We start from the raw sequence: 24,631 nt of genomic DNA on the forward strand, positions 1-24,631 counted from the left end.
ATATTAGCTTTGAAACTAATATTCCTTAAATCACAGATGAAATCAAGTCGCAGTCGATCGATTATTCAGTTTTCCAAAGGATGTGGATGAATTTGTCGTTGGCTTTCTTCTTTACTAATACACGACCGAATACATCATTTAATACATCTTGGCCATCAACAAGGCCGATGTGTAATTCACAATAGTCATTGTCATTGATCCCCATGGCGACACTTGCTGGCCAATCGTTACTTAAGTCTACGATGTCCACCGCACCACGATCTTCGAATTGCATGGCAAATAAGATTTGATCTGCTGGCTCTAATTCTTTTTGCGCACCGTCTAAAAATGTGTCATAGGCAAAATCGATTAGCTCGTCTTCAGTTTTTAATAGCATAGAATGTCCAAATTTAGGGTATTTTTACTGGATTTTACCTTAATCTCGATCAGATAAAAATATGTCTGACAATATCCACTGTATTTTTATGTGATTTCTAATTGATTCCGAATGAAATAGGCGTTACATTGAATGCGGACAATATAACATTAGAGTATGAATGCCAAAGGGCAAATAAAGGAATATTATTAGTATGCATTATCAAACAGACGACGTCAGAATCCGTGAAGTAAAAGAATTATTACCGCCAATTGCAGTGTTAGAAAAATACCCTGCTTCTGATGATGTTACTAAAACAGTATTTGAATCACGTAATAGCATTAGCCAAATTCTTAAGCAAGCAGATGATCGCCTTTTAGTGATCGTTGGTCCTTGTTCTATTCATGACACTGAGGCTGCATTAGAGTATGCAGCGCGTCTAGTGGCATTACGTGAGAAGTATAAAGATACACTTGAAATTGTGATGCGTGTTTATTTTGAAAAACCGCGTACAACAGTCGGTTGGAAAGGGTTAATTAACGACCCGTATTTAGATGACAGCTTCCAGTTAAATGATGGTGTACGTATTGCTCGTAAACTATTGCTTGATGTGAATGCAATGGGTCTACCAACAGCGGGTGAATTCCTTGATATGATCACACCACAATATGTTGGCGATCTAATGAGCTGGGGTGCAATCGGCGCACGTACGACTGAATCTCAAGTTCACCGTGAATTAGCATCAGGCATGTCATGTCCTGTCGGCTTTAAAAACGGTACTGACGGTACAATTAAAGTCGCGATTGATGCAATTGGTAGTGCAAACGCACCGCATCATTTCTTATCAGTAACGAAATTTGGTCACTCAGCTATTATCTCTACTGCTGGTAACCCTGATTGCCATATCATCCTACGTGGTGGTAATAAGTCGACTAACTATTCTGCTGATGATGTTGCTGCAATTACGACTCAGTTAGAAGGTGCTAAGCAAGACGTTAATATCATGATTGATTTTAGCCATGCTAACAGCGAAAAGAAATTCCAAAAACAAATGGATGTTTCAACGGACGTTGCTGGTCAAATTAGTGCTGGTAATAAAGGTATTTTCGGTGTGATGGTTGAAAGTCATTTAGTAGAAGGTCGTCAAGATCTTGTTAATGGTAAAGTTGAAACTTACGGTCAAAGTATCACAGATGCTTGTATCGGTTGGGCTGACACTGAAACGATGATGGCACAATTATCTGATGCTGTAGCGACACGCCGAGCTGTTAAATAAGCAAGGGCATTAGCTGACTTGCATTGTAACGCTGTTTAGGTATATAGTCTTAGCATATTGTAAAGCACAAACTTTGGTTTGTGCTTTTGTCATTAAAGAGCGGACACAAATGAAACGAATTATATTTTCTCTTGATGAAGTTTTGCCGATTGAAGCGGAAGCACTGGCTGCAAAGACTTTTACCCCTACTTATGACGATCTTTGGGACGCGAGCAAGTTCAAAGGATCTAAAGTTGTCGATGAACATGGCAATACTGAAGTGGAAGCGTTAAGTAAGGGCCTTAACTTTTGGCCAGATGTTAACCAGCTTAATCCTAAGAAGCTTAAAGCACAATTAACCTTGATGGCAGAGCACGGCGTTTTCATTATGAACAATGTTTCAAGTGATATCTCGCCAATTGAGCGAGGCACATTAGCGTATGCACAAGGCTGTCACCCAGAGAACGATGCTGATTTCGAAATGAATCAAGATGAAATTTTTGATGGCGAAATGGGCTCAATCACAATTCCATTGGAGTGGGTGAGTCGTTCTGTTAAAGCAGACAAGAAACAGTTCATTATTGAATTGGGTGATGATGACGATGTACGTCTAATCATTAAGTAAGACATTTTTCAGCAAGTAATCGTACTGCTTGAATTGAATACAAAAAAGCCTCTGTTTCGATAACAGAGGCTTTTTACGTTTAAAGGGGTTAGTAAAACTGGCGACAGTATTATATCGCCAAGCTTTTGATTAACGACGTTTTTTCTTTGGCTTACGCTTTTTAACTTTCTCGCCTTCAAGCGCTAATCGCTCGATAACAGCTTGTTTTTCTGCTTCAGCCATTGCTGGTGTTTCTAAGCTTAAGCGACAGATTTTAGCTGTACGCAATTCATTGATTAAAATCGCAGCGGCTTTGTTTAAATCAACAAAACCACCTGGACCTAAACAACCACGACCACGGCCAATATCTTCTAACAATTCTAAATCTGTTTTGTCGAGATTATCGAGTTTGTAACGCTCACGCATTGCTTCTGGATATGCTTTACACATGTATTCTGCTGCGTACATTCCGATGTCATCATATTCAATCGCAGTATCTTTAATTGCGCCTGTTGATGCTAAACGGTAGCCAGAAAGTGGGTTTTGTACTTTCGGCCATAACATGCCTGGAGTATCAGATAGTACGATCCCGTTGTCTAATTTGATACGCTGCTGCTGTTTAGTCACAGCAGGCTCATTACCTGTCTTAGCAATAATACGGTTAGCAAGGATATTAATTGTGGTTGATTTCCCCACGTTTGGAATACCCATGATCATCGCTTTAATGACTTGGTGCGCACCTTCTTTATTTGGTACTAATTGACGTGCTAGGGCAGGGATTTTTTTGATCTCATGCACTTCTTGCGTTGTAAAGGCGTAGGCTTTAACGCCTTCTTCTAATTCTAGATATTCTAACCATTGTGCTGTAATGATCGGATCGGCAAGGTCACTCTTATTAAGAATCTTAATACAAGGGGTATCACCACGTAAGTCGGAGATCATTGGATTCTCACTACTATAAGGAATACGCGCATCAAGCACTTCGATAATGAGGTCCATTTGCGGCATTACTTCCGCGATCTCTTTACGGGCTTTGTGCATGTGCCCTGGGTACCACTGAATTGACATTTAAATATAACCTTTTTATTTTGATCTACAGTCACATTTGTACGTAATTAGCTACAAAATGTGCTGGTTTGAAAGTTGGTTGCTAAAGCAGTGAGTAAACATTTCCTGCAATAGTCTGATAATTGCCGCTAGTTTAACGTAATTAGTGATTTCGGTCACTAAGGGTTGGTATATCTATGCAAGTAATTTTAGTTGAGAGTTGTGGGGAGTGATTTATCTATCGGCGTTATTTGCTCTATGTTAAGTCGCGGTTGTTACGTAAACAACTCGCGAATTAGATGGAAACCCAGCCATTTTATTGCAATAGATGGGCGATAGTTTACCGTGTGGTTTTGCGTTCTATAAAATTAGCCGGAAGCATGAGCTTTACTAGCGTCGAATCATTCTGACTAATTTGGTCGACAATGATTTTTACGGACTCTCGTGCCAAACGCTTAAAATCTTGATTAAAGGTCGATAACTGATAGTTTAACCATTCTGCTTGAGGGATATTATCAAAGCCAATCACTTGTAAATCATCTGGAATCTTTAAACCAAACTCCAGACGAGCCACATCCATTAGCGCCATAGCAATATTATCGGTTGCACAAAATACGCCATCAGGTCTGTTAACTTGGCTAAGCACTACTCTGATTTTATCTAGAGCCTCTGTGTAGTCAAAGCTGGCTTCAACAACATGCGCTTGTTTATTTGTCAGGCTTTCAAACTCACTACAAAAACCAGCCTTACGTTCATTATTAGTGAACGTGGGTATATCACCCGTTAAGTAGATTGCTGATTTTACGCCATTGTTATGAAAATGCTTTGCGGCTGTTTGACCTGCTGCGTAGTTGTCACTCACCACATGACTACTTCTTGTACCTTCAACTACTCTGGCGAATTGAACAACAGGGATATTGAATTCGGCACACTCTTCATAAAGTGATTTGTTGAATGTCGCCGAAGCCGCGATCACACCATCGACACGATACTGAAAAATATTGGGAATAGAGTGGAGTGCTTCATCGTCAACTTGCCATGGGATAAGTACCGCTGAATAACCTTGTTTTTGTAATTCGCTAGATATTAATTGCAGCGTTTTCATGTGCAAAGGGTAATCAGTATCTGGAAAAACTAAACCAATCAGTTTAGATTCATTGGTAGTTAGGCTACGAGCAAAAGCATTGGGACGATAATTTAACGTTTTGGCAGCTGCAAATACTTTGTTTTTGGTCTTTTCACTGACTGAGCTACCCGGCAAAAAGACACGAGATACCGTCGATTGAGATACGCCGGCTAATTTTGCAACATCTTTTGAGGTAGCGTTTGCTTTAGGTATATTCATGAGTGAGCTATTATTTTTAGTAAGGTGACTAAAACTAGAATAACATAATTAGGCAAGTTGTTCATAAGCCTGAGCTAATTTGCCCAGGCTTATTAATATTAGAGAGTAGGGTTTGTTATTTTTTGAGTACGTTCAAATACATCTAAGCCTTGCTGTTGTAACCAATAAGGTAGATCAATCAACACCCAGTTTTCAGACAATTTGTCCCCGTCGCGATAATAAACATCAACAACTTGCATGTTTGCTCTCACTTCGCCGCCTGGCATACCTAAAAAACCACCTGTTGGCGTATTTGAAAGGTTTGGCCAACCGAAGAAACAAGAGAAGCTGCCTTCAGCAAAACGACAAACGTGGCCATTGAATTTTTTGTCTTTTAAATTGTTACGGAACGGCAGTTGGTGCTGTTGTTGGTAACGAGGGATCGTATACGATGCGCCGATACCACAAGGTCCATACCATACCATGTCTTTAGACCAGCTTTTCGCAAGTACTTCAGGTGGGCAGCCCATTGCACCGCTATCGTTAAGCGCTGATAGATCATCAACCATTTTGTTTACCAGCGCTAGGGTTGCAATACCTTCGGCTGGATCTGCATCTTCGAATAATAAACCGTCGTGATTACGTGGGCCAGGGTATACAAAGTGCTTGCCCGTTGACGGTGGTAGTGGGTAACAACCAGCTTGATCCATCATGCCGAGAAGGTCTAAGAACAAACCAGTCTTGGTGATTTTGCCATTTTCTACGCAACTAAATTCAGCGTAGCGAACATTCATAATTTTGCCTGTTGGGCGCATACCAAGGAATTCAGCATCGAATAGCCCCATGAAATGCCCCATACTCATCACCCATGTTTCACCTGCAGCGACTTCATTTTCACCGGCGATGAAGATATCTTGACGACGTTGCATACGGGTCATCGATTTCATCATTGGTGACCAGAATATGTCAGCTGCTGCTTGTGCGCCTTGCTGTTCACGGAATGGGTACACACTTCGCCATAGGTAGTCTTCTGAAGTATGCGATTTTAGTACTTCTGCTACATTTTCGTGCGTTGCTTTTTCCATTGCATCGAAATAATCACGAACTATTTTTTTTGCTTCTTGATATTTAGACATTTTATCTCTCTTTTGCTGACGAGCCTGTTTCTAACGGGCTAGAAAAAATAAATCATATTATCGACAGGCGAGGCGCCTGCCGTTTAAATAAAGGTTGTTACTATGCGTTAGCTTGTTTCAGTGATTTTTCTTTGTAGAAAATACCGCCTTTCAATGTTTCAGGCAGAGAGAACCACAGTAGACCAGCAATGATCCAGATGATTGGAGAGCCCCACATTGCCGTCTCTAGATCTGAACGTTCTTGGATGTAAACCAATACCATTGGCGCCCACATGCCGATGATACGACCACCGTGGAATAAAGCCGCGCCAAAGTTACGTAGATGTGGAGGGAATAATTCAGAGAAATAACCACCCCATACTGCCGACGCAGATAAGCCAAAGTTGTATATAAGGCCAAGTATCGCGAGCATATTTAGGCTACCAATCATGACGTCGCTTGGTGCAACAAAGAATACTGAAGCCATGACACCGGCGATGATAAACCCTAGCGCGTTAACTTTACGGCCGTATTTATCCGCAATAGCGCCCCATACCCAAGCTCCGAATAATGAACCGAATGCAGATATAGAGAAAATGATACCGATGGTAGCCCCATCGAACTCTCGAACCTGCCTTAGATAGGTTGTCACGAACCCACTAAAGAATTGGTAACCATAGAAGTTAAGGCCAGCAAGTAATAGACATGAGAGCGTTAGCTTGCGGTAAGGTGCACTGAGCATTTCGCCCCAAGAACCTTTTTTCTTTTCTGCTCCAGCATTTTCTTGTTCAGCGGCTTCTTCTTCACCATATGCGATCACTTTTTTGTCGTTTGGTAAAAGGAAAATCATCAGTGCGGCTGCAACTAACGGTGGAATACCACCAACCCACATTAGGCTCTGCCAAGGTGCGTCAATGCTGGTGATAAATGCTGCGTAGGCACCCATAGCCATTAAGGCAACAGAGAACATACTTGATGCAAAAGCCGTTAATTTACCACGAACACTGGGGGTAAATAGGCCAATCATCATTGATACAGCGACGGTAAAGTAACCCCCAAGTGAAATACCGATAATAAAACGCATTAATGCCCACGTCGCGTAATCGGTAAACATCATATTAATAATGGTCGCGCCACCATTTAGGGCGGTAATGACAACCAAGGTCGACTTTTTACCAAAGTTAGATGCAACCCATGCACAACTTAATGCCCCTATAAGCGCACCAACCGATTGCCAAGTATAGAATTGAGCCGTATCCGCTAAGCTAATACTGTCATATTCTTCAACAAGATATGGGCGGACGTAATCAATAATTACAAAGTTATAACAATAAAAAAAGTAACCCACCAAAATGGCAATGTACGCAGCAATACGCTGAATCATTGGCACTTCGCTCATATGTTTCCGTTCAATCATGACCGATAGACCTCTTTAATAGGGATAGTTAATTATATTTAGGAAGGAAGTTGATTATCCGTTTTAACATCCACTTCGTTCGAATTCGGGTGAATGATAGATTTTTAGGAAAAAAAGAACTGTGATCAACTTCAAAACTAAAATGATTACGTACCCATTTGCACTTTATTAGTCATTTATGACTTGTTTTAGTGATGAATATCGCAGTTACTCGGTGTAAATTTCCGTAAAACTCATTTTTTGATAAGATGTTGTTACTATTTATTAGCGATGTTACTAGTAATATACAAATGGTTACGTACTCAAGTCTTGCTGTAGTGGTGTGTTATATTATTATTACCTTATTAATAAGTTACTTAGTTAACTTTCGTTATAATAAAGGTGATGATTTCGCTACAGGGGGGCAGCAATTTGGTTGGTTCACAGCCGGCGTTTCCATTTTGGCCACTTATATTAGTGCAATGACGTTTATTGGTATGCCAGGTTGGGTGTACAATTCGGGCATGGAAGCGATGAGTGTCCATTTAAACTATCCCATCGTCATATTCTTTACCGTTACTTTCTTTGTTCCGGTCTTTTATAAGCTTAAATTAACCTCAATATATGAATACCTTGAACTGCGTTTTGGGATCTATGCTCGAACCATCAATTCGCTCGTATTTCTTGTTGTTCAGTGTATCTCTGCAGGCGTCATCTTATATGCGGTCGCACTTATACTTGTGCAAGTGATACCGATATCGATCTCTGAAGCCATTATTTATATCAGCTTATTTACAGCGCTATATACGTGTATTGGCGGTATATCGACGGTGATATGGACCGATATGCTGCAATCTATTGTGCTGGTGATCGGCAGTGTTGCGATTTTTTGTATACTGCTCATAGATATAAATTCCAAGGAGTTCTTGTCGCCAAATAATCTGACTATTATCAATACCAGCTTTGATCTTGGAGTGGATACTACGCTATGGGCTGGCGTTGTTGCCGTGAGTTTCTTACACCTGAGCGTCTATGGTACTAACCAGTTAATAATACAAAGAACGTTAGCAACGAAAAACGTTGAACATGCGCAAAAGTCTATGTTGCTGTGTGGCTATAGTGCTTTCTTTATATATCTATTTTTCTCTGTGTTAGGTGTGTTGCTGAGTATTTATTATCAAAACCAACATTTTGATAATAGTAATGAAGTCATTCTTGATTTTGTTTTTAATCACACCAATCCAATTGTGATTGGGCTGGTGATTTCGGCATTAGCAGCGGCAGCAATGTCGACATTAGATTCAACTTATAATTCAATGGCAACTGTTGCTACCTTTGATATTTATAAACGCTTTGTGTGTAAAAATGGTTCACAGCGTCATTATGATTCTGTGGCAAGAAAGATGAGTCTGGTAGCCGCTGCAGCAGTTGTTGTCCCGGCATTACTCGCCATATCGAATGAATCGGTGCTGAAAACAATTGCAAGTTTGACGTCTATTTTTGTTGGTATTCGATTGGGATCATTTGTACTCGGGCTGTTCTTTCACAAGGCCAATGAAAAAGGGGTCATCGTCGGTAGTATTCTTAGTATCGTGGCAGTGTTCATGGCACGCTATGCCGATATATCGTGGCCATGGTTTGCCCCGATTGGCACCTTGGTATTCTTATTCTTTGGTGTGTTGACGAGTCGCTTCTATGGCTGTAATTCTATCGAGCAACAACATTTCATTAAAAATCAAACCGCACTTGTTTCTAAACCTAAAGCGAGTCATTACGGCCTATTTGTGTTTGGCGCAATGACTATCGTTGCCTGTCTGTTTATACCCGATTGGCTCTTTGCTGTACTTTCATAGGATGAACAAAAATATCTATGACATGCACAAATGACTATGGCATATAGAAAACGCCTAATGGTGTTAACGCAAATGCTGCATAGCATAATCGATAAATACTTTAAGCTTTGTGGGCATATATTTGGTTTGGGCATACTGCAGCGCAATGATCCCCTGATAATTGCTTTTAACCGTCCAACCGCAGAGAACCTCGGTTACATCGCCTTTGCGAATTGCTTCCTGCACGACGAAATCGGGGAAAATACCGATACCTAAGCCATTAATGACACCGTTTAAACGCATCTGAGAATGGTTGACCGCGTAACGACCTGAGACGGTAATGGTATGGGATTCATCACCTTTGATTAAACCCCAGATGTGGTCGGTTTCATTCTCTGCTAAATACAGGCAATCGTGTTGTGCTAATTGTTCGGGGTGAGAGGGGGTGCCTTTTTCTTTTAGATAATCTGGACTTGCACATAGCACTAAGCAGGTTTTACCTATCTCTTTTAACACCAAATTTTCATCTGGCTTATCCGTTAGCAAAAAGGCGATATCGATACCGTGTGCAAAGATATCGATTGGCCCATCAATCGCCCGTAATTTAAGTTGGATCTGCGGATATTGCTTTAAAAACGGAATCACAAAAGGCTGTAGTACCACATTCAAAAATGCCTCCGGTGCCGCAACTGTTATTGAACCTGCGGCTTGAGTATGTTCGTCACTGGATATTTCTACCGCTTGCTTTGCCGCATTCACCATAGGCACACACTGATCGTAAATCTTCTGTCCCGCCTCGGTAATGATCAGCTTTCTAGTGGTGCGCTCAAATAGTTTAATCGATAAAGCGTGCTCAAGTCGGGTAATTGTTTTGCTCAATGCTGAAGGTGTGACATTTATTTTCTTTGCCGCCGCGGTAAAACTGCCTTCTTGAACAACTAAAGTAAAACTCGCCAAGTCGGGTAATAAGGCGATTAATTTTTGCGATATCATCATTCTATTTGTGCCTGTGTTTCACTAATGTTTTTCCATTCACAGGGATAATAGTCTTATATGAGATCAATTAGAATAGTTTTATAGTATAAATTATTTCATAGCTTGTGCGGCTTTTCTTAATCATAAGTTGCTAATTACAAGTTGCTTCAAATAAAGTTAAAAAGGAATATTTGCATGACTTCTACATTCTACAATCAGATCAGTGAACAGCTAGAGCAAACTAAAGCTGATGGCCTTTATAAAAACGAACGCGTGATCACTTCTGCCCAAAACGCCAACATTCAAGTGGCGGGTAATGAAGTTGTTAACTTTTGTGCGAATAACTACTTAGGTTTAGCTAATCACGCTGATCTTATTGCTGCGGCACAGTCTGGTTTAGATAGCCACGGCTTTGGTATGGCGTCAGTACGCTTTATTTGTGGTACGCAAGACAAGCATAAAGAATTAGAAAGCAAAATCAGTACTTTCCTTGGTATGGAAGATACTATTTTGTATACCTCTTGTTTTGATGCAAACACAGGTTTGTTCGAAACATTGTTAGGCGCTGAAGATGCAATCATCTCAGACGAACTTAACCATGCATCTATTATTGATGGTGTACGTTTATGTAAAGCCAAACGTTTCCGTTATAAAAATAACAACATGGCATCATTAGAAGAACAACTGATTGCTGCAGACGCTGCTGGCGTACGTCACAAGCTAATCGCCACTGACGGTGTATTCTCAATGGACGGCGTGATCGCGAACCTTGAAGGTGTTTGTGATCTTGCTGACAAATACAACGCATTAGTCATGGTTGATGATTCTCACGCTGTGGGTTTTGTTGGTGAAGGCGGTCGTGGTACGCCTGAACATTGTGGCGTTATGGACCGTGTTGACATTATTACGGGGACATTAGGTAAAGCACTTGGTGGCGCATCAGGCGGTTACACTTCAGCTAAAAAAGAAGTCGTTGATTGGTTACGTCAGCGTTCACGCCCGTACTTATTCTCTAATTCCGTTGCACCTGCAATCGTTGCAGCATCTATTCGTGTCATCGAAATGATGGAAGCAGGTCATGACCTACGTGCAAAAGTGAAAGCAAATGCAGAACATTTCCGTAATGAAATGAGCGCAGCTGGCTTTACACTTGCTGGTGCAGATCACGCGATCGTACCAGTTATGATCGGCGATGCTGCACTTGCCGCTGAAATGTCTGAGCGTTTACTTGCTGAAGGCATCTACGTCATTGGTTTCTCTTTCCCTGTGGTACCACATGGTAAAGCCCGTATTCGTACGCAAATGTCAGCTGCGCACAGCGTAGAACAAATTGATATTGCGATTGCCGCATTTACCCGTATCGGTAAAGACTTAGGCATTATCTAAAGAAACAATTAATTAAGCTTCGAAGCCGTTCTTATCTATGAATTAGAGTCTGAGTGACGAAGCTTAATATTATCGATAAAAGTGGATTAAAAAAATGAAAGCACTAGCAAAATTAAAACCTGAACAAGGTATTTGGATGACAGATGTTGAAGAGCCAACGCTTGGACACAATGACCTGTTAATCAAAATTCGTAAAACGGCAATTTGTGGTACAGATATCCATATCTACAACTGGGATGAATGGTCACAAAAGACGATCCCAGTACCTATGGTTGTTGGTCATGAATACGTGGGCGAAGTTGTTGGCATTGGCCAAGAAGTGCGTGGTTTCAGCATCGGCGATCGTGTTTCTGGCGAAGGTCACATTACTTGTGGTCACTGTCGTAACTGCCGTGCAGGCCGTACACATTTATGTCGTAACACCACAGGTGTTGGTGTTAACCGTGAAGGTGCATTCGCTGAACTATTAGTTATTCCTGCATTTAACGCATTCAAACTACCAGATGATGTTTCTGATGACATGGCTGCAATCTTTGACCCGTTTGGTAACGCAGTACACACCGCATTATCATTTGACGTTGTTGGTGAAGATGTATTAATTACTGGTGCTGGTCCAATTGGCATCATGGCTGCTGCAGTATGTAAGCACGTTGGCGCACGTAATGTTGTGATCACCGATGTGAACGAATACCGCTTAGATCTAGCACGTGAAATGGGTGTTACTCGCGCTGTAAACGTAGCGACTGAGTCACTTCAAGATGTAATGGACGAGCTTAAAATGACTGAAGGCTTCGATGTTGGTCTTGAAATGTCAGGCGTTCCATCAGCATTCAGCGATATGCTAGACAAGATGAACCATGGCGGTAAAGTGGCTATGCTAGGTATTCCACCAAGCACAATGAATATCGATTGGGGCAATGTTATCTTTAAAGGTTTAGTTATTAAAGGTATCTATGGTCGTGAAATGTTTGAAACTTGGTATAAAATGGCTGCATTAATCCAGTCAGGTTTAGACCTAACGCCAATCATTACACACCACTTCCCAATTGATCAATTCCAAGAAGGTTTTGATATTATGCGTTCAGGTATGTCAGGTAAAGTTATCCTTGATTGGGAATAATAACAGATAGATTGACTATTCTCGGTTACCAAAAATCCAAGTGTCTAAAGCACTTGGATTTTTTTATGCTCGTCTTTCAAGCCATCGACATCATTAAATTAAAATGTGATCCGTGTCGTATATCTAATTTAAGCAAATAAAATAGTCGATTTAGTCGCTAATCACGTAACATTGGATTGCATTCATTAACAACTCAGCTTACACTTGTGCGCTATTAATAAATGAAACTACTTCATCAGGCTTTAGAGATAGTATTATGAAAGATCATATTATGAAAAAACCACCGCTAATTTGGTTAAACGTATTCGTTTTTGCTTCAACCTTCCTTGCTGCTATAACTTTAGTACCTTGGTATGGCTTTACATATGGCTTTGAAACTTTCGAAGTTGTCGCTATGATTGTTGGTATATTTGTATGTGGTTTATCTATTACAGGTGGTTACCACAGACTCTGGTCACACCGTACTTATAAGGCGCATTGGTCAGTCCGTCTTATATTTGCACTCGGTGGTGCATTTGCATTACAAAATAGTGCGATTCACTGGAGTTCTGATCACCGTCGTCATCACAAGCATGTCGATCATGATGATAAAGACCCGTACTCAGCAAGCCATGGTTTTTGGTTCTCGCACATAGGTTGGATGCTACGCGAATATAATGCGATGATTTATACCGATTACACCAATGTTCGAGACTTACAAAAAGATGCTATCGCAGTATGGCAGCACAAATACTATAACGTACTGGCGTTTGCAATGAATGTGGGTGTACCTATTTTAGTGGGCCTGTTATACGGAGACGTGTGGGCGAGTATGCTATTACTAGGTGTTTTACGTCTGGTATTAAGCCATCACTTTACATTCTTCATCAATTCATGGGCGCATATGTGGGGCACACAGCCTTATACAGATCGTAATACCGCGCGTGATAATGCCTTATTAGCTATCTTTACCCATGGCGAAGGTTACCATAACTACCATCATATTTTTGAAACCGATTACCGAAATGGTATTAAATGGTATCAATACGATCCGACGAAATGGTTAATCAACGTGTTAGCTTGGTGTAATTTGGCGAGTGATTTACGTACTGTACCTGAAGCACGTATAGAACAAGCTAAACTGAAAATGGAGCTAAAACGTCGTCACGAAAAAGTGCAGCACTTGCCAAATTCTGAAGAGGTTATTTTACGCCTGAATCAAGAATACGATGTGTTATGTGAGAAACTTAACGCTTTTTATAAAGCAAAAGTCGTCTTATTTGAATCGAAGAAAAAATCTTTGAATGAAAAATTAGATAAAATTCAATTTGAGCAACAAATTCGTGATACTAAATTACAGCTAAACCAGCTTAGAGAAGCGTTCCACGAGCAACGCAAAGTATGGAATAACATGCAGCTTAGTTTTGCTCACTCGTAAATGAGTAATAAGTCGTAATAAGTAATCGCAATAATAAGAGACTGTACCCTTAATACAGTCTCTTTAATGCCATGGATGGCATAAGATAATTAGGGAGGATATTTTGATAACGCATAAAGATATGCGCAAGTATTTACTTGCCCATGATTTACCCACCAATGACTTCGGTAACGCTACTTTTTTCGCCCACGTTGAATATGCCAGTCCATTACATCAGTGTCATGTCGAGACGCTTGTTAGTTTTGTGCTTGCTGGTTATTGTGAAGGCACTATTCGCCTCGATCCGAATGAAGATCTAAATCAGATTGATTACATGCTCAATTTCACCTGCGCTTGGCATGAGTGTAGATTTGATCTCGTGAGCAATAGTTTTGTTATTCGTGGCCATGATTTAAATAAAATGGGCGGTGATTTTGTCGTGAGGATCCGACAGGCTTAAGCTGATTTTGCCATTTATTTCGATTAAATCTATCCGTTCGACTAAAATGTGGTTAATAATTGGATCATTAATTTGGTTTTGCTGGTATTTCAGAATTAGACTGGTAAAATCAGCCCCCTTTATTTTCTCATGCTGGTTCAAATATGAAATTTCCCGGTCAACGTAAGTCTAAGCATTATTTCCCTGTCAATACAGGTAATCCATTTGTCAAACCAGCAAACATTGCAAATGTAGCTCAGCCTGTATTATGTGGTATTGATCAGACCCTCGTTGATATTGAAGCACATGTCGAAGATGCTTTTTTAACTCGCTTTGGTTTAAGAAAAGGTGAATCACTGATGATCAGTGATGACATCGCCGAGCAAATCTATACAGAGTTAAAACAGAGAGATCTTATTGTAAGTGAATTTGCTGGCGGTACCGTCGCGAACACTTTACATAACTATGCCATTCTATCTGAATCACAATCACTACTTTTTGGTACTATGTGTGATCAGATTAAAATTGGCAGCTATGCGTATCAATATTTATGTAATACCAGCAGTAAAGTAAACCTTAACTACCTGCAGCCTGTTAAAGGTCCAATTGGCCGCTGTTTTACTTTCATCTCTGCGGACGGTGATCGTAGCTTCGGTATCAATGCTGGCTTAATGAATAAGTTAACCAAAGAGCATTTACCGGTTGATCAGTTACAAAAAAGCTCTGGGTTACTTATCTCTGCTTATTTATTACGTTGTGCAGATGATGATCCAATTAAAGAAGCGGCTATGCACATGGTCGATCAAGCTAAACTGCTTAATATCCCAATTATTCTTACTTTAGGTACACGTTTCATCATTGAAGGTAATGAGAAGTGGTGGCAGGATTTCATTCACGAATACGTGACTGTTATTGCAATGAATGAAGATGAGGGTGAGGCTTTAACTGGCTTTACTGATCCTTTGCTTGCTGCTGATGCGGCATTAGAATGGTGTGATCTTGTTCTATGTACCGCTGGTGCAGAAGGCCTGTATATGGCTGGTTATACAGATGAAGCAAACAAGCGTGAAACAAGTGGTCAATTATTACCTGGTGCTATCGCTGAATTTAACCGTTATGAATATAGCCGTCCAATGCGTTTAGCTGATACAACTGAACCACTAAAAATGTATTCACACATTGCACCGTATTTAGGCGGGCCTGTTGAAATTAAGAATACCAATGGTGCTGGTGATGGTGCTTTATCTGCGATCTTGCATGATATGTTAGCGAACTCTTACCATCGTGATATCGTGCCAAACTCAGATAAACACTCTGCAAGTTGCTTGGCTTATTCATCACTTTCACAGCTTTGTAAATACGCAAATCGTGTAAGTTATGAAGTGTTAGCACAGCATTCGCCACGCTTGCTTAAAGGCTTACCTGAACGCGAAGATTCATTAGATGAAGGCTACTGGTCTAGTTAATAGACCTAGTCAATAGCGCCAGCTAATCTAGCTATCGCTATTCAAGCTTATAAAGACTAAAAATGGCGAGTAACTAAACAGGTAATTAGTTTAGTTACTCGCCATTTTTTATGCCCATCATTCACTCGAACAAAGTACGTATTGAGTGTCGAGCCTCGCTTCACTAATCTAAGTTAAGTGAGGCTAGTATTCGGTGACGAGCATATTAAAAAATGCGGCTGAATATTGTGTTAACGCTGAAGCTTTTCTCGGTTGATCTGCATCGTTTGGTAGCGGGTTATAACCACTGACCATGAGTACAAATGGCACCCTGTGATTTTTCTGGGTTTTTACAATGCCGACTAAGTTGGATAAACCTTTTAGGGACCCTGTTTTTGCCACGATATTACCTGTTAGTTGTTTAGTCAGTAACCCGCGGCGATATTGTAAGGTACCATCCACACCAGCAATTGGCATCGCGGCTAATAGCTGTAATGCGTCATCATGTTTGATGGTATACGTAAGTACACTAAACATCGTTTCAGCAGAGATCAAGTTATGGCGTGATAAACCAGAGCCATCAGCGATGAGGCTAGAGTTTAGGGATATCCCTTTATCTGCAAGGATCTCAAGCATGGCTTTAGCACCGTTACGGTAATTGCCAGCTTGCTGAAAATACTCCGCACCTATCGTTTTAAATAAAATATCGGCGATTAAGTTATCCGATTCTTTCATCATTTCCGTAATAATCGCGGCCAGTGGCACAGACTTGTGATTAAGCACTATAGCTGATTTTACTGTTTTCTGGTTTTCAACAATGTCACCAGTAAATTTAATCTTGGCGTGGCTTAACTCCGCTTTAAGCACGGCGGAAAAATAAGTCGTAGGCTCTGATATGGCAAAAGACAAAGGTAAATTACGCTTAGAAGGGGTTATGCAGCCGAACAAGGTGTAATTATTATCTGGATGACGAGTTACCTCTAAATCACAGAATTGCGCTTGTTGCTGCTCTTTGGTCATGATATCGACTTGGCTGGTCAAGCTTAACGGTTCGTAATCAGGAATGTAGATAGTGGCTTTTTCAAGATCCGCTGACCGCTTTAGATTACCCAATACACAGTTACCATTGATGACTAAGGCTGATGCTTGCGTCGCATAACAAACGGCTTGGTCGTTCCAGACTTGGCCGTTGCCCCAATTGTAACCATTAAAGCGGCTTTGATTAAGGCTGATATCGCCATTAATACGCGTGATCCCTTTGGCTTTAAGCTGCTTAAGCATGCCGCGTAGGTCGTCTCTGGTAAAAGTTGGGTCGCCAGTGAAATTGAATTCAGTGTCGCTGATACTTTGTTGCTTGATATTGCCGTGCAAACTGGTATTAAAGGTATACTTATCGGTGAGATAAATTTTCGCTGTTAACGCGGTCAGTAATTTTTGGGTTGAAGCAGGCGTGAGCAATAACTCGGTATTCTGTTGACTGATGATGTCGTTGGTTATTTCTTCGGTGGCACTAAAAGGCTGCCCGATCATATAAGCGACGTTGGTGCCTGAAGGTAAAAGCGATTGCAAAGACGCCAGCTCATCGGCATGAACTGTCATGCTAAAAAAGTAGAGAGTAAGGCTATAAAGGTAAATTCGTAACATATTATTTTTTAATATTCAAAGCGGTGTGGATGATTATTCTAGCGGACATTGTGGTCTAATAGAATGCGAATCATTAAATAACACTCAAATATGTGAATAACAATTGTAATAGTAATACAAAGGTGATGTTGTGACTAAAACGGAATCGAGTTTATGGGTTGTGTATCTGATTGAAACGGATGCGGGGTTATATTGTGGCATTACAACGGATATGGCAAGACGCTACAAACAGCATTGCAATGGCACGGGCGCTAAATTCTTTCGTCGTGCTAAACCAATACGTATCGCCTATACAGAAACTCAGCCCGATAGAAGTACAGCAAGTAAGCGTGAGTACGCGATTAAGCAGTTACCCCGTAAACAAAAACTCGCTTTAGTTAATTCAGCGAGTCTTAGCCTGTAGTTATGTAGTTATGTAGTTATGTAGTTATGTAGTTATAGTTAGAACAATAACAGCGACTCACTGTCTTGAGTCACTGTTATTAGAGATGTTATTAGAGATGTTATTAAACTGCTTTAGCTAAAATTTCTGGTACGCCCGCCGTTTGCAGTGCTGAAGGGTTACCATCAAGCGGAGCTGAGAAATTCACCGGTTTAATCTTCGCTGCTTTATCGGCATCAAATACTGGGATCTGTGCCATTGCATGCTCAGTTAACGCTAGGATTGTCAACGATGGATTCACGCCTAAATTACCCGCAATAATGGAACCATCCAGAACGCGTAAATTTTTATAACCGTAAGCCTGACCACTATCATCGAGCACGGCTGTCTCCGGATCCTTCCCCATTCTTGCTCCGCCCATCATATGTGCGGTGATCGGCGTGCCTGCGATGACTTCTAAAGCCAAATTACCAGCATCACCACCCGAGTGCTTCACATAATGTTCTGCGACCTTCTGTGCGATTGGGAAGTAGTTTCTAAGTTTTTCGTCACCTTTATGTTGTACTGGTATCCAAGTTGGTTTGAACGGGGAATGCCAAGAACGTTTACTCTCTATGTGGATATTATTTTGTGCCGTTTGCATGACTAACAAAATAATGGTGTCTTTAGCTTTACCAACCGGGTTCAGCATCTTTAGGGTTTTAATGGGTTGCTTGGCCATGTTAGCTAGCATAGTCACTGAGCGGGGGATCCCGGATTGCTTTGATGTTAGTGGCACCGACATGCCACCGGTAAATGCTGCATCACTGCCTTTGGCGTAACGCACAATTTCAACTTTGGTCTCATCATCAGGTGAAAAAATTGAGGTGATCGCTGTACCGTTCCACACTTCTTCTTTTTGTTCTTGTTGGGTTAAACGATTATGGGAAACTGTTAACAGTGTTTCTGAATTTGTGAGTACATTCTGACCAAGATTAGGACTGAGGTTTGGTAAGGTTTTTTCGACATCACGCATTCTCAGTAGCAATGGCATTGTGCCAAATACACCACCTGAAACCACGACACCACGCGTCGTTAGCGTGTATTTTTTCTTATTAAAGAGCCCAAGACCTTCGGTAATATGGAGTATATAACCCGCGCTACCATCTTTAACGCCGTTTTCATCAGCAATTGGTTCAATCTTGGTTACGTTTGATTCGGGACGGATCTCTGCGCCATTACGCTCTGCAAAATACAGGTAGTTTTTGTCCAAACTATTCTTGGCATTATGGCGGCAACCGGACATACAGTTGCCACAATAAGTACAGCTATTACGCTGTGGGCCATCGCCATTAAAGTAAGGGTCGCCACGGTCTTCACCTAAGCGATTTACATCGATATTTTGTGATACTTGGTCTTCACCTTTTGGGTAGAGTAGGCCGCTGTATACTGTTTTAAATGTATCTTCACGTCCCATATCGGTGGCGACGTCTTTTAAGATCAGATCTGCAGGACCAAAGTAACGATTTTTTTGTACGCCAATCATGCGTTGTGCTAATGCGTAATAAGGCGATAGGCGTGCATGCCAGTCGTCATGCATCCCTGTCCATGATGGGTCGGCAAATATATTCGCTTCTGGGATAAGGTGGGTATTACCGTAAACGAGCGAACCACCACCCACAGCACTGCCGTGAACTAGGCTGATTTTACGTGTCACGGTGAAGGTAAATGGCCCTGTTAAACCCAGTTGAGGTAACCACATAAAACGCTTTAAATTCCAACTGGTGCGTGAAAACTCCTTCGTTTCAATCCGCTTTCCACGCTCTAATACTAATACTCGAAATCCTTTTTCTGTTAAACGCAATGCGCTGGCTGAACCACCAAAACCAGAGCCGATAATAATCTGGTCAAAATCAAAGTTAGTACTCGACATGTATACCCCTGCTGCCTATTCGTTAATTTCACATCAAGATTGTGCTTCAAGCACTATATTTATTTTAGAGTATCTGTGATGTATTCATTAGGTTAATTAATGCTAATGACTTAAATATGTTATCAAAATGCTGCCTCCGCTGTATGTACCATACTCTAGGTAGCCGACAGAGGCTGATTTAATGATTTGTTAATATTGTATTAACCTTTACTTAAAGAATACTCGTAAAATTACTAGGCTGTGACGTTTAGCGACGCTTTCATCAATTAAACCGTGTTAGCGTTAACTTATTAGAATCATCACGTGAAATAGATCACAAAAGCAAAACATTGTTAAATATATCTAACGAGGTATAAAATGCTGATACATAAAGATATGCCGATGAATCATAAAGGACAGGACTTCTTTGTTGGGGATATTCATGGTGAATATGACTTGTTATTAACAACCTTAACGCAATGTCAGTTTAACTTTGAATGTGATCGCTTATTTTCTGTTGGTGATCTTGTTGATAGGGGGAGTAACTCCATTGCTTGCTTGGCATTATTACATGAACCCTGGTTTTTCGCTGTTCGTGGTAATCATGAAGAAATGCTATTAGCTGATGAGGATAGCGAATTGGCGCGTATTCATCGCAGTGCTGGTGGTGAGTGGTTTTTCCAGTGCTCATTATTAGAGCAGCATCGATTGAGAATGTTGGTCGAAGAGTATTGTCCTTTTGCGTTTACTATTGAATCTAAATTTGGCTCTATTGGTGTTTGTCATGCAAATGCACCACATCATTGGTCAGCATTACAAAATGCAACCGTTGATGATATCGCATTATTACAAGATTGTGCTTGGTCGACAAAACAATATCAACAGGTGAAGCAAGGGAAGTTATTTAATATTTCAGGGGTTAAATTTGTGGTGCATGGGCATGTGAATTGCGCGCGGGTAACAACGAACTTAAATCAGCTTTGGATCGATACATTAATGCGGACAAGACGATTAACAGTCTTGTCCGCACAGCAAGCATATATGGTAACTGCTTAGTCTTTTAGCTATCTCGCTCTGTGCTGGTGCTACAGCTACTTCTGTTCTTGTGCTGGGGTTGCTTTATAAAAATAATTTAATTCGGCCAGAATTTGATTAAATTGGGTATCAAGCATTGCTCCACGCGGCATCGGTTTATAATTATCTCGATTTCTCACGTTATGATTACCTTGGTTAGTGAATAACCCTTGATAAGAGAACTGGGTGATCGTGTCTTGTTGTAATATCACAAAGTTATTCTTATCACCGAGTAGTTGCCATGATTTAAATTCACCAGCAAATAAATCAATACCGCTACTGTAATCTGAAATTGGATTGTTGACCGCGTTGAGATTAGTCAAGATAGTTGGTACCAAGTCAGTACTGTTGGTGTCTTGTGTTATGACACTTGGTTTTTTACCTGGCCACACAATAAATAAAGGGACTTGAGTCTGATAGATTGAATAGTTACTACCATAACCCCATGAATGATCCTCTGATTCATTAAATTCATTACCGTGGTTTGCTGTAAAAATGATCACGGTATTAGCATATTGCTGCGACTGTTTTAACTGATAAACAATTTTAGCGATCGCTTTATCAACATAACTCACGCTGTTTCGATAACTATTAAATAACGCAATTTGGCGATTGTTTGCCTGGCTGTTTAAGTCTTGAATGTTAGGATAAAACAAGGCTGGGAAACCTGCTGGTGTATCCATGTTTTGTACTGATTCTAAGCTCACATAGGCAAACCAAGGCGTTGTAGCGTCTTGATCTCTTATCCATTCACGTGTTTTCGTTACTGTTTCTTTATCGTTTTCAGTATCTTCTACGATAGTTGTTTGAGGACTATCCAAGTTAATGAAGGTCGTTTGTTTCTGTTTGTGTCTTGATAACGCTTCGGTATTAAAGATACCTAGGTTGTAGTCAGCCTGAGCAAAATAATCGAGCATGAAAGGGGATTTTGCTGATATTTCTATATCATCCCAATATTGTGGCGCTAGGCCATACATGATGCCGAAATTACCTAGTAGATCACTGTTACTGATGCTGAAATGATTATTAAATCGTTGCCCTTCAAGCGCCAATTTAGTCATTTCAGGCATGACGCTATCATTAAGCATATCAGCTCGAAGTGCACTGATGTTTATTAATAATACGTTAAAATCTTGTTTTTCATCATTCACGTCTAATGGGTTTTTAGGGTAGTCGAGACGCGAATCGGATTGTTTTTTGGTGTCACTAACACGTTTATTGAAAGCGTCTTTATCTAACCAGCCGTATTTAGCTAGGAAGGTTCTTGCTGTCATCGGGTAGGCAAGTGGGAAGTTTGCTTTCTGCGCTGTGATAGGGCGATAAACGGCTGCATCTGCCCACATATGTAATAGGTGGCCAGTTAAGAAGCAGCAGAAAAAGAAAATAGCGATAATAGGGCCGAGTTTAAAACGACTTAACGGTCTTAACCTGTGCCATAGTAAGCTGGAAATAAGTAACTCAAGTAAGAATAAGAATGGCACGAAAGCAAAGAGAGTCTGCCAGTCTGAATTAAGTGTTTGCTCACTTTCACCGAGTAATATCTCAAAGATAATGGGATTTATGTGTAAATTATAAAGCTTAAAAATTTCGGTATCGATAATTAATAACGACAACCCTACGGTGGCAAAGATTACGGTGAGGAATCGTAATGCTCGTGGAAAGGGGATGACAAAGCTGATCGGGAAGATCACCACAAGGTACATGATAAAAATGATAAAACTGAAGTGACCAAGCAAGCTAATGAGAGAATAGGCTTGACCGAGCATCGTTTCAGGCCATTCGGCGATGAAAAGGTAACGTGATGCAAGTAAGATCGCCAGTAAGATGTTGGCTAAGCTAAACCAGTGGCCCCAACTGATAATCTTGGAGACTTGATCGCGGTAATGATGTCCTGTTTCTAGCATAAGTTGAACTACAGTCTCTAATTTTGCTTTTAATAATGTAATGGGTAAAAATAAATGACAAGGCATCCTTGCCTATCATTTAAATTAATGTGATGTATCTTTAGACTTTACTGACGCAACAAGCGCTTTAGCAAATTTTTCAGCAACCGCTTGGCGCTGCTTTGGTGATAAAGATGCGTTGATGATGTTCGCAGCTGCATTACCAAGAACCATTAAGCCAAGGTCTAAGGGTGCATCGTGTTTTTCTAGTACATCGATAACTTCATCAATTACTTTTTCAACTTTATCACTTTTGTATTTAGAAACTATAGGCATAATTTAATCTTTTAATGTATGAATGGGCAAAGATGATTATAATACCTCACAGAATTCATTAACTCTAATACTTTAAATATATGCAGCTAAAATTAAATAACATTATTCTACATTCATTAGCCTTTAACACCGAAGGTGAGCTTAAATGCTACCCACGTAATGAAGAGCTAGCTAATTCACAGCCTGTTGAAGAGCTTGCGAGCGAATTACACCGTATTTATAACGCGAAGCCTGCAAAAGGATTTGGTTATTTTAAATGCGCAGAAGAAGACAATAGTCGTTTACCTTTTGAGATCGAATTGCGTAAATTTATCGATGAAGAGAGCAACTTTGTTGATTTTTCCAGCGCTGCGTCGAGCTTATTGGTTGGCGAATTATTAAAATATGACTTTGTGACCCAAGGTATTTTGGCATTTGTACATTATAACTGGATGGCTTCAGACTATCTGATCGTGGCGTTATTAGAAAATAAAGACAGTGTGATGGTGACTGAGCAGCTTGATTTGAACAGTTCACATTACCTAGAATTGTCTAAAGTGCAATTGGCCGCTAAAATTGATTTGACTGAATGGCGACAAAATAGCGATTCAAAGCGTTACTTATCTTTTATTAAAGGCCGTGCTGGTCGTAAAGTGTCAGACTTTTTCCTCGACTTCCTAGGCTGCACAGAAGGCATGGATGCTAAAATACAAAACGCAGGTCTAATGCGCGCTGTCGATGAATTCTGTCATGTTGCCGAACTAGACGCTGATGAGGCAATTCAAGCGCGTGAACAAGTTGCACAATATTGCAACGAGCAAATTAAAGAAGGCAGTGAAATTGAAGTTAAAGATCTGTCAGATCATTTAGCGGATGTTTCATCACGTGATTTTTATCAGTACGCATCTGAAGCTTATGAGCTTGAAGATAGCTTCCCTGCTGATCGTGGTGCGGTACGTAAACTAACTAAGTATGTCGGACAGGGCGGTGGTTTAAGTGTTAGCTTTGATCAGAAATTAATGGGCGAACGTATTAGCTACAACGCACAAACTGATACTCTTACAATTGTTGGTATTCCACCGAATTTACGTGAACAGTTGACTCGCCGTAGTAACTCGGAAGACGATAGCGAATAGTTATTGATTCGTTATTGCTTCAATTAAATAGGGTGGTAGTTAATCATGCATAGCTATCACCAATATTATCTTTCTAGTATTTCCTTAATAGTGTGTTAAGTGTGTCGTTATTAGATCAACTTGTTTTCGATAGACTTAACTTGCTTTAGTCCCCATTCCCCTTTTATTGCTACTTTTAGCATCATATCTAAGAAAATATGTAAGCCGTTATTGTCTAGATCAAGACAAATACCGTGATTCTCTCGAGAGTAAATATATAAAGCAACGAGGTTATCAGGCTTTTTATCTAAAGATATACGTGTCGTTAAGAGTGCATCTGGTTGCGCTGGCGTCGATTTTTTCTGTATCTCTGTTCTGCCTGCTGCATCGTGTAATGCTTGTTGGTGCTTATCTGCAAATGATGCTTCTTGATTGGCCTTATTTTCTTTGTAGCAAGATTGAATTTTATCTAATTCATATTGCAGGGTTAATTCTGCGTTCAGCATTTCTAATAATTTTTTGCACATGTGCCGAGTGAGCCACCATTGAGGATGATTTATATTATTAGAAACGATGAGTAGCATGCGGTCTTCAACAGGGTTATAAGTTAAGCTGACTTGGCTCATTCTTAGTCCTCA

22 protein-coding genes are annotated in these 24,631 nt (G+C 40.5%); 11 read left to right on the top strand and 11 right to left on the bottom strand.

Annotated elements, in window-relative coordinates; translation table 11 throughout:
• Nucleotides 1-61: 61 nt before the first annotated feature.
• Nucleotides 62-376 carry an HI1450 family dsDNA-mimic protein gene (locus FR932_RS04490; protein WP_019439243.1) on the bottom strand — a complete coding sequence of 105 codons (315 nt, stop codon included), beginning with the start codon at nucleotides 374-376 and terminating at the stop codon, nucleotides 62-64.
• Nucleotides 377-569: 193 nt separating this feature from the next.
• Between FR932_RS04490 and aroG the strand changes: the two genes are divergently transcribed.
• Both aroG and FR932_RS04500 read left to right on the top strand, forming a co-directional pair.
• Nucleotides 570-1,631: a 3-deoxy-7-phosphoheptulonate synthase AroG gene (gene aroG, locus FR932_RS04495; protein WP_019439242.1), complete on the top strand. Its 1,062-nt coding sequence runs from the start codon at nucleotides 570-572 to the stop codon at nucleotides 1,629-1,631.
• A gap of 109 nt (nucleotides 1,632-1,740) precedes the next feature.
• Nucleotides 1,741-2,235 carry a DUF3085 domain-containing protein gene (locus tag FR932_RS04500; protein ID WP_019439241.1) on the top strand — a complete coding sequence of 165 codons (495 nt, stop codon included), beginning with the start codon at nucleotides 1,741-1,743 and terminating at the stop codon, nucleotides 2,233-2,235.
• A gap of 129 nt (nucleotides 2,236-2,364) precedes the next feature.
• On the opposite strand, the gene ylqF is transcribed toward FR932_RS04500, so the two are convergent.
• The 4 genes from ylqF to FR932_RS04520 all read right to left on the bottom strand — a co-directional run bounded on the left by ylqF (nucleotide 2,365) and on the right by FR932_RS04520 (nucleotide 7,117).
• The gene (ylqF, locus tag FR932_RS04505) at nucleotides 2,365-3,282 is read right to left on the bottom strand and encodes a ribosome biogenesis GTPase YlqF (protein ID WP_019439240.1); all 918 of its coding nucleotides are present in this window, start codon (nucleotides 3,280-3,282) and stop codon (nucleotides 2,365-2,367) included.
• Nucleotides 3,283-3,601: 319 nt separating this feature from the next.
• Nucleotides 3,602-4,606: a LacI family DNA-binding transcriptional regulator gene (locus FR932_RS04510; protein WP_019439239.1), complete on the bottom strand. Its 1,005-nt coding sequence runs from the start codon at nucleotides 4,604-4,606 to the stop codon at nucleotides 3,602-3,604.
• A gap of 98 nt (nucleotides 4,607-4,704) precedes the next feature.
• Nucleotides 4,705-5,721 (bottom strand): ester cyclase, encoded by a 1,017-nt coding sequence (locus FR932_RS04515; protein WP_019439238.1) that lies wholly within the window; start codon nucleotides 5,719-5,721, stop codon nucleotides 4,705-4,707.
• Nucleotides 5,722-5,821: 100 nt separating this feature from the next.
• Nucleotides 5,822-7,117 carry an MFS transporter gene (locus FR932_RS04520; protein ID WP_019439237.1) on the bottom strand — a complete coding sequence of 432 codons (1,296 nt, stop codon included), beginning with the start codon at nucleotides 7,115-7,117 and terminating at the stop codon, nucleotides 5,822-5,824.
• 290 nt (nucleotides 7,118-7,407) lie between these two features.
• On the opposite strand from FR932_RS04520, the gene FR932_RS04525 reads away from it, so the two are divergent.
• Nucleotides 7,408-8,949: a sodium:solute symporter family transporter gene (locus FR932_RS04525; RefSeq protein ID WP_026031997.1), complete on the top strand. Its 1,542-nt coding sequence runs from the start codon at nucleotides 7,408-7,410 to the stop codon at nucleotides 8,947-8,949.
• A 63-nt stretch (nucleotides 8,950-9,012) separates the two neighbouring features.
• On the opposite strand, the gene FR932_RS04530 is transcribed toward FR932_RS04525, so the two are convergent.
• Nucleotides 9,013-9,924 (bottom strand): LysR family transcriptional regulator, encoded by a 912-nt coding sequence (locus FR932_RS04530; RefSeq protein ID WP_019439235.1) that lies wholly within the window; start codon nucleotides 9,922-9,924, stop codon nucleotides 9,013-9,015.
• A 174-nt stretch (nucleotides 9,925-10,098) separates the two neighbouring features.
• On the opposite strand from FR932_RS04530, the gene FR932_RS04535 reads away from it, so the two are divergent.
• The 5 genes from FR932_RS04535 (at nucleotide 10,099) to FR932_RS04555 (ending at nucleotide 15,710) form a co-directional block, all read left to right on the top strand.
• Entirely contained in the window at nucleotides 10,099-11,289 is a 1,191-nt protein-coding gene (locus FR932_RS04535; RefSeq protein ID WP_151676825.1) for a glycine C-acetyltransferase, read from the top strand.
• A 94-nt stretch (nucleotides 11,290-11,383) separates the two neighbouring features.
• The gene (tdh, locus tag FR932_RS04540; protein WP_151676826.1) at nucleotides 11,384-12,409 is read left to right on the top strand and encodes an L-threonine 3-dehydrogenase; all 1,026 of its coding nucleotides are present in this window, start codon (nucleotides 11,384-11,386) and stop codon (nucleotides 12,407-12,409) included.
• A 256-nt stretch (nucleotides 12,410-12,665) separates the two neighbouring features.
• Nucleotides 12,666-13,826, top strand: a complete 1,161-nt coding sequence (locus FR932_RS04545) for a fatty acid desaturase (RefSeq protein WP_019442887.1) — start codon at nucleotides 12,666-12,668, stop codon at nucleotides 13,824-13,826.
• A 103-nt stretch (nucleotides 13,827-13,929) separates the two neighbouring features.
• Nucleotides 13,930-14,265: a hypothetical protein gene (locus FR932_RS04550; RefSeq protein WP_019442886.1), complete on the top strand. Its 336-nt coding sequence runs from the start codon at nucleotides 13,930-13,932 to the stop codon at nucleotides 14,263-14,265.
• Between the two features lie 143 nt (nucleotides 14,266-14,408).
• Nucleotides 14,409-15,710 carry an inosine/guanosine kinase gene (locus FR932_RS04555; RefSeq protein WP_019442885.1) on the top strand — a complete coding sequence of 434 codons (1,302 nt, stop codon included), beginning with the start codon at nucleotides 14,409-14,411 and terminating at the stop codon, nucleotides 15,708-15,710.
• Nucleotides 15,711-15,893: 183 nt separating this feature from the next.
• Here the strand turns inward: FR932_RS04555 and dacB are convergent, their stop codons facing one another.
• The gene (gene dacB, locus FR932_RS04560) at nucleotides 15,894-17,333 is read right to left on the bottom strand and encodes a D-alanyl-D-alanine carboxypeptidase/D-alanyl-D-alanine endopeptidase (protein ID WP_244963933.1); all 1,440 of its coding nucleotides are present in this window, start codon (nucleotides 17,331-17,333) and stop codon (nucleotides 15,894-15,896) included.
• 130 nt (nucleotides 17,334-17,463) lie between these two features.
• Here dacB and FR932_RS04565 point away from each other — a divergent pair, with 130 nt between their 5' ends.
• The gene (locus FR932_RS04565; RefSeq protein ID WP_019442883.1) at nucleotides 17,464-17,736 is read left to right on the top strand and encodes a GIY-YIG nuclease family protein; all 273 of its coding nucleotides are present in this window, start codon (nucleotides 17,464-17,466) and stop codon (nucleotides 17,734-17,736) included.
• A gap of 103 nt (nucleotides 17,737-17,839) precedes the next feature.
• Here the strand turns inward: FR932_RS04565 and FR932_RS04570 are convergent, their stop codons facing one another.
• Complete coding sequence (locus tag FR932_RS04570) at nucleotides 17,840-19,627, bottom strand: GMC oxidoreductase (RefSeq protein ID WP_019442882.1); 1,788 nt, start codon at nucleotides 19,625-19,627, stop codon at nucleotides 17,840-17,842.
• Between the two features lie 357 nt (nucleotides 19,628-19,984).
• Between FR932_RS04570 and FR932_RS04575 the strand changes: the two genes are divergently transcribed.
• Nucleotides 19,985-20,662 (top strand): metallophosphoesterase, encoded by a 678-nt coding sequence (locus FR932_RS04575; protein WP_019442881.1) that lies wholly within the window; start codon nucleotides 19,985-19,987, stop codon nucleotides 20,660-20,662.
• Nucleotides 20,663-20,697: 35 nt separating this feature from the next.
• Here FR932_RS04575 and FR932_RS04580 read toward each other — a convergent pair whose 3' ends face one another.
• Together FR932_RS04580 and FR932_RS04585 are read right to left on the bottom strand one after the other, a co-directional pair.
• Complete coding sequence (locus FR932_RS04580; protein ID WP_026032246.1) at nucleotides 20,698-22,584, bottom strand: DUF3413 domain-containing protein; 1,887 nt, start codon at nucleotides 22,582-22,584, stop codon at nucleotides 20,698-20,700.
• A gap of 84 nt (nucleotides 22,585-22,668) precedes the next feature.
• Nucleotides 22,669-22,899 (bottom strand): YejL family protein, encoded by a 231-nt coding sequence (locus FR932_RS04585; protein WP_019442879.1) that lies wholly within the window; start codon nucleotides 22,897-22,899, stop codon nucleotides 22,669-22,671.
• Nucleotides 22,900-22,979: 80 nt separating this feature from the next.
• Here FR932_RS04585 and yejK point away from each other — a divergent pair, with 80 nt between their 5' ends.
• Nucleotides 22,980-24,014 carry a nucleoid-associated protein YejK gene (yejK, locus tag FR932_RS04590; RefSeq protein ID WP_019442878.1) on the top strand — a complete coding sequence of 345 codons (1,035 nt, stop codon included), beginning with the start codon at nucleotides 22,980-22,982 and terminating at the stop codon, nucleotides 24,012-24,014.
• Between the two features lie 110 nt (nucleotides 24,015-24,124).
• Here yejK and FR932_RS04595 read toward each other — a convergent pair whose 3' ends face one another.
• Complete coding sequence (locus FR932_RS04595) at nucleotides 24,125-24,619, bottom strand: hypothetical protein (protein WP_019442877.1); 495 nt, start codon at nucleotides 24,617-24,619, stop codon at nucleotides 24,125-24,127.
• Nucleotides 24,620-24,631: the final 12 nt, after the last annotated feature.

It is taken from the genome of Moritella marina ATCC 15381 (genome assembly GCF_008931805.1).
Taxonomy (GTDB): domain Bacteria; phylum Pseudomonadota; class Gammaproteobacteria; order Enterobacterales; family Moritellaceae; genus Moritella; species Moritella marina.

Excerpts from the sequence above, each read along its gene's own strand:
- FR932_RS04500 (WP_019439241.1), top strand. The coding sequence starts at position 1,741 with ATGAAACGAATTATATTTTCTCTTGATGAAGTTTTGCCGATTGAAGCG.
- yejK (WP_019442878.1), top strand. The coding sequence starts at position 22,980 with ATGCAGCTAAAATTAAATAACATTATTCTACATTCATTAGCCTTTAAC.
- FR932_RS04570 (WP_019442882.1), bottom strand. The coding sequence starts at position 19,627 with ATGTCGAGTACTAACTTTGATTTTGACCAGATTATTATCGGCTCTGGT.
- dacB (WP_244963933.1), bottom strand. The coding sequence starts at position 17,333 with ATGTTACGAATTTACCTTTATAGCCTTACTCTCTACTTTTTTAGCATG.
- tdh (WP_151676826.1), top strand. The coding sequence starts at position 11,384 with ATGAAAGCACTAGCAAAATTAAAACCTGAACAAGGTATTTGGATGACA.
- FR932_RS04595 (WP_019442877.1), bottom strand. The coding sequence starts at position 24,619 with ATGAGCCAAGTCAGCTTAACTTATAACCCTGTTGAAGACCGCATGCTA.
- FR932_RS04545 (WP_019442887.1), top strand. The coding sequence starts at position 12,666 with ATGAAAGATCATATTATGAAAAAACCACCGCTAATTTGGTTAAACGTA.
- FR932_RS04535 (WP_151676825.1), top strand. The coding sequence starts at position 10,099 with ATGACTTCTACATTCTACAATCAGATCAGTGAACAGCTAGAGCAAACT.
- aroG (WP_019439242.1), top strand. The coding sequence starts at position 570 with ATGCATTATCAAACAGACGACGTCAGAATCCGTGAAGTAAAAGAATTA.
- FR932_RS04520 (WP_019439237.1), bottom strand. The coding sequence starts at position 7,117 with ATGATTGAACGGAAACATATGAGCGAAGTGCCAATGATTCAGCGTATT.
- FR932_RS04515 (WP_019439238.1), bottom strand. The coding sequence starts at position 5,721 with ATGTCTAAATATCAAGAAGCAAAAAAAATAGTTCGTGATTATTTCGAT.
- FR932_RS04575 (WP_019442881.1), top strand. The coding sequence starts at position 19,985 with ATGCTGATACATAAAGATATGCCGATGAATCATAAAGGACAGGACTTC.
- FR932_RS04530 (WP_019439235.1), bottom strand. The coding sequence starts at position 9,924 with ATGATGATATCGCAAAAATTAATCGCCTTATTACCCGACTTGGCGAGT.
- FR932_RS04555 (WP_019442885.1), top strand. The coding sequence starts at position 14,409 with ATGAAATTTCCCGGTCAACGTAAGTCTAAGCATTATTTCCCTGTCAAT.
- FR932_RS04585 (WP_019442879.1), bottom strand. The coding sequence starts at position 22,899 with ATGCCTATAGTTTCTAAATACAAAAGTGATAAAGTTGAAAAAGTAATT.
- FR932_RS04490 (WP_019439243.1), bottom strand. The coding sequence starts at position 376 with ATGCTATTAAAAACTGAAGACGAGCTAATCGATTTTGCCTATGACACA.
- ylqF (WP_019439240.1), bottom strand. The coding sequence starts at position 3,282 with ATGTCAATTCAGTGGTACCCAGGGCACATGCACAAAGCCCGTAAAGAG.
- FR932_RS04510 (WP_019439239.1), bottom strand. The coding sequence starts at position 4,606 with ATGAATATACCTAAAGCAAACGCTACCTCAAAAGATGTTGCAAAATTA.
- FR932_RS04525 (WP_026031997.1), top strand. The coding sequence starts at position 7,408 with ATGGTTACGTACTCAAGTCTTGCTGTAGTGGTGTGTTATATTATTATT.
- FR932_RS04580 (WP_026032246.1), bottom strand. The coding sequence starts at position 22,584 with ATGCTAGAAACAGGACATCATTACCGCGATCAAGTCTCCAAGATTATC.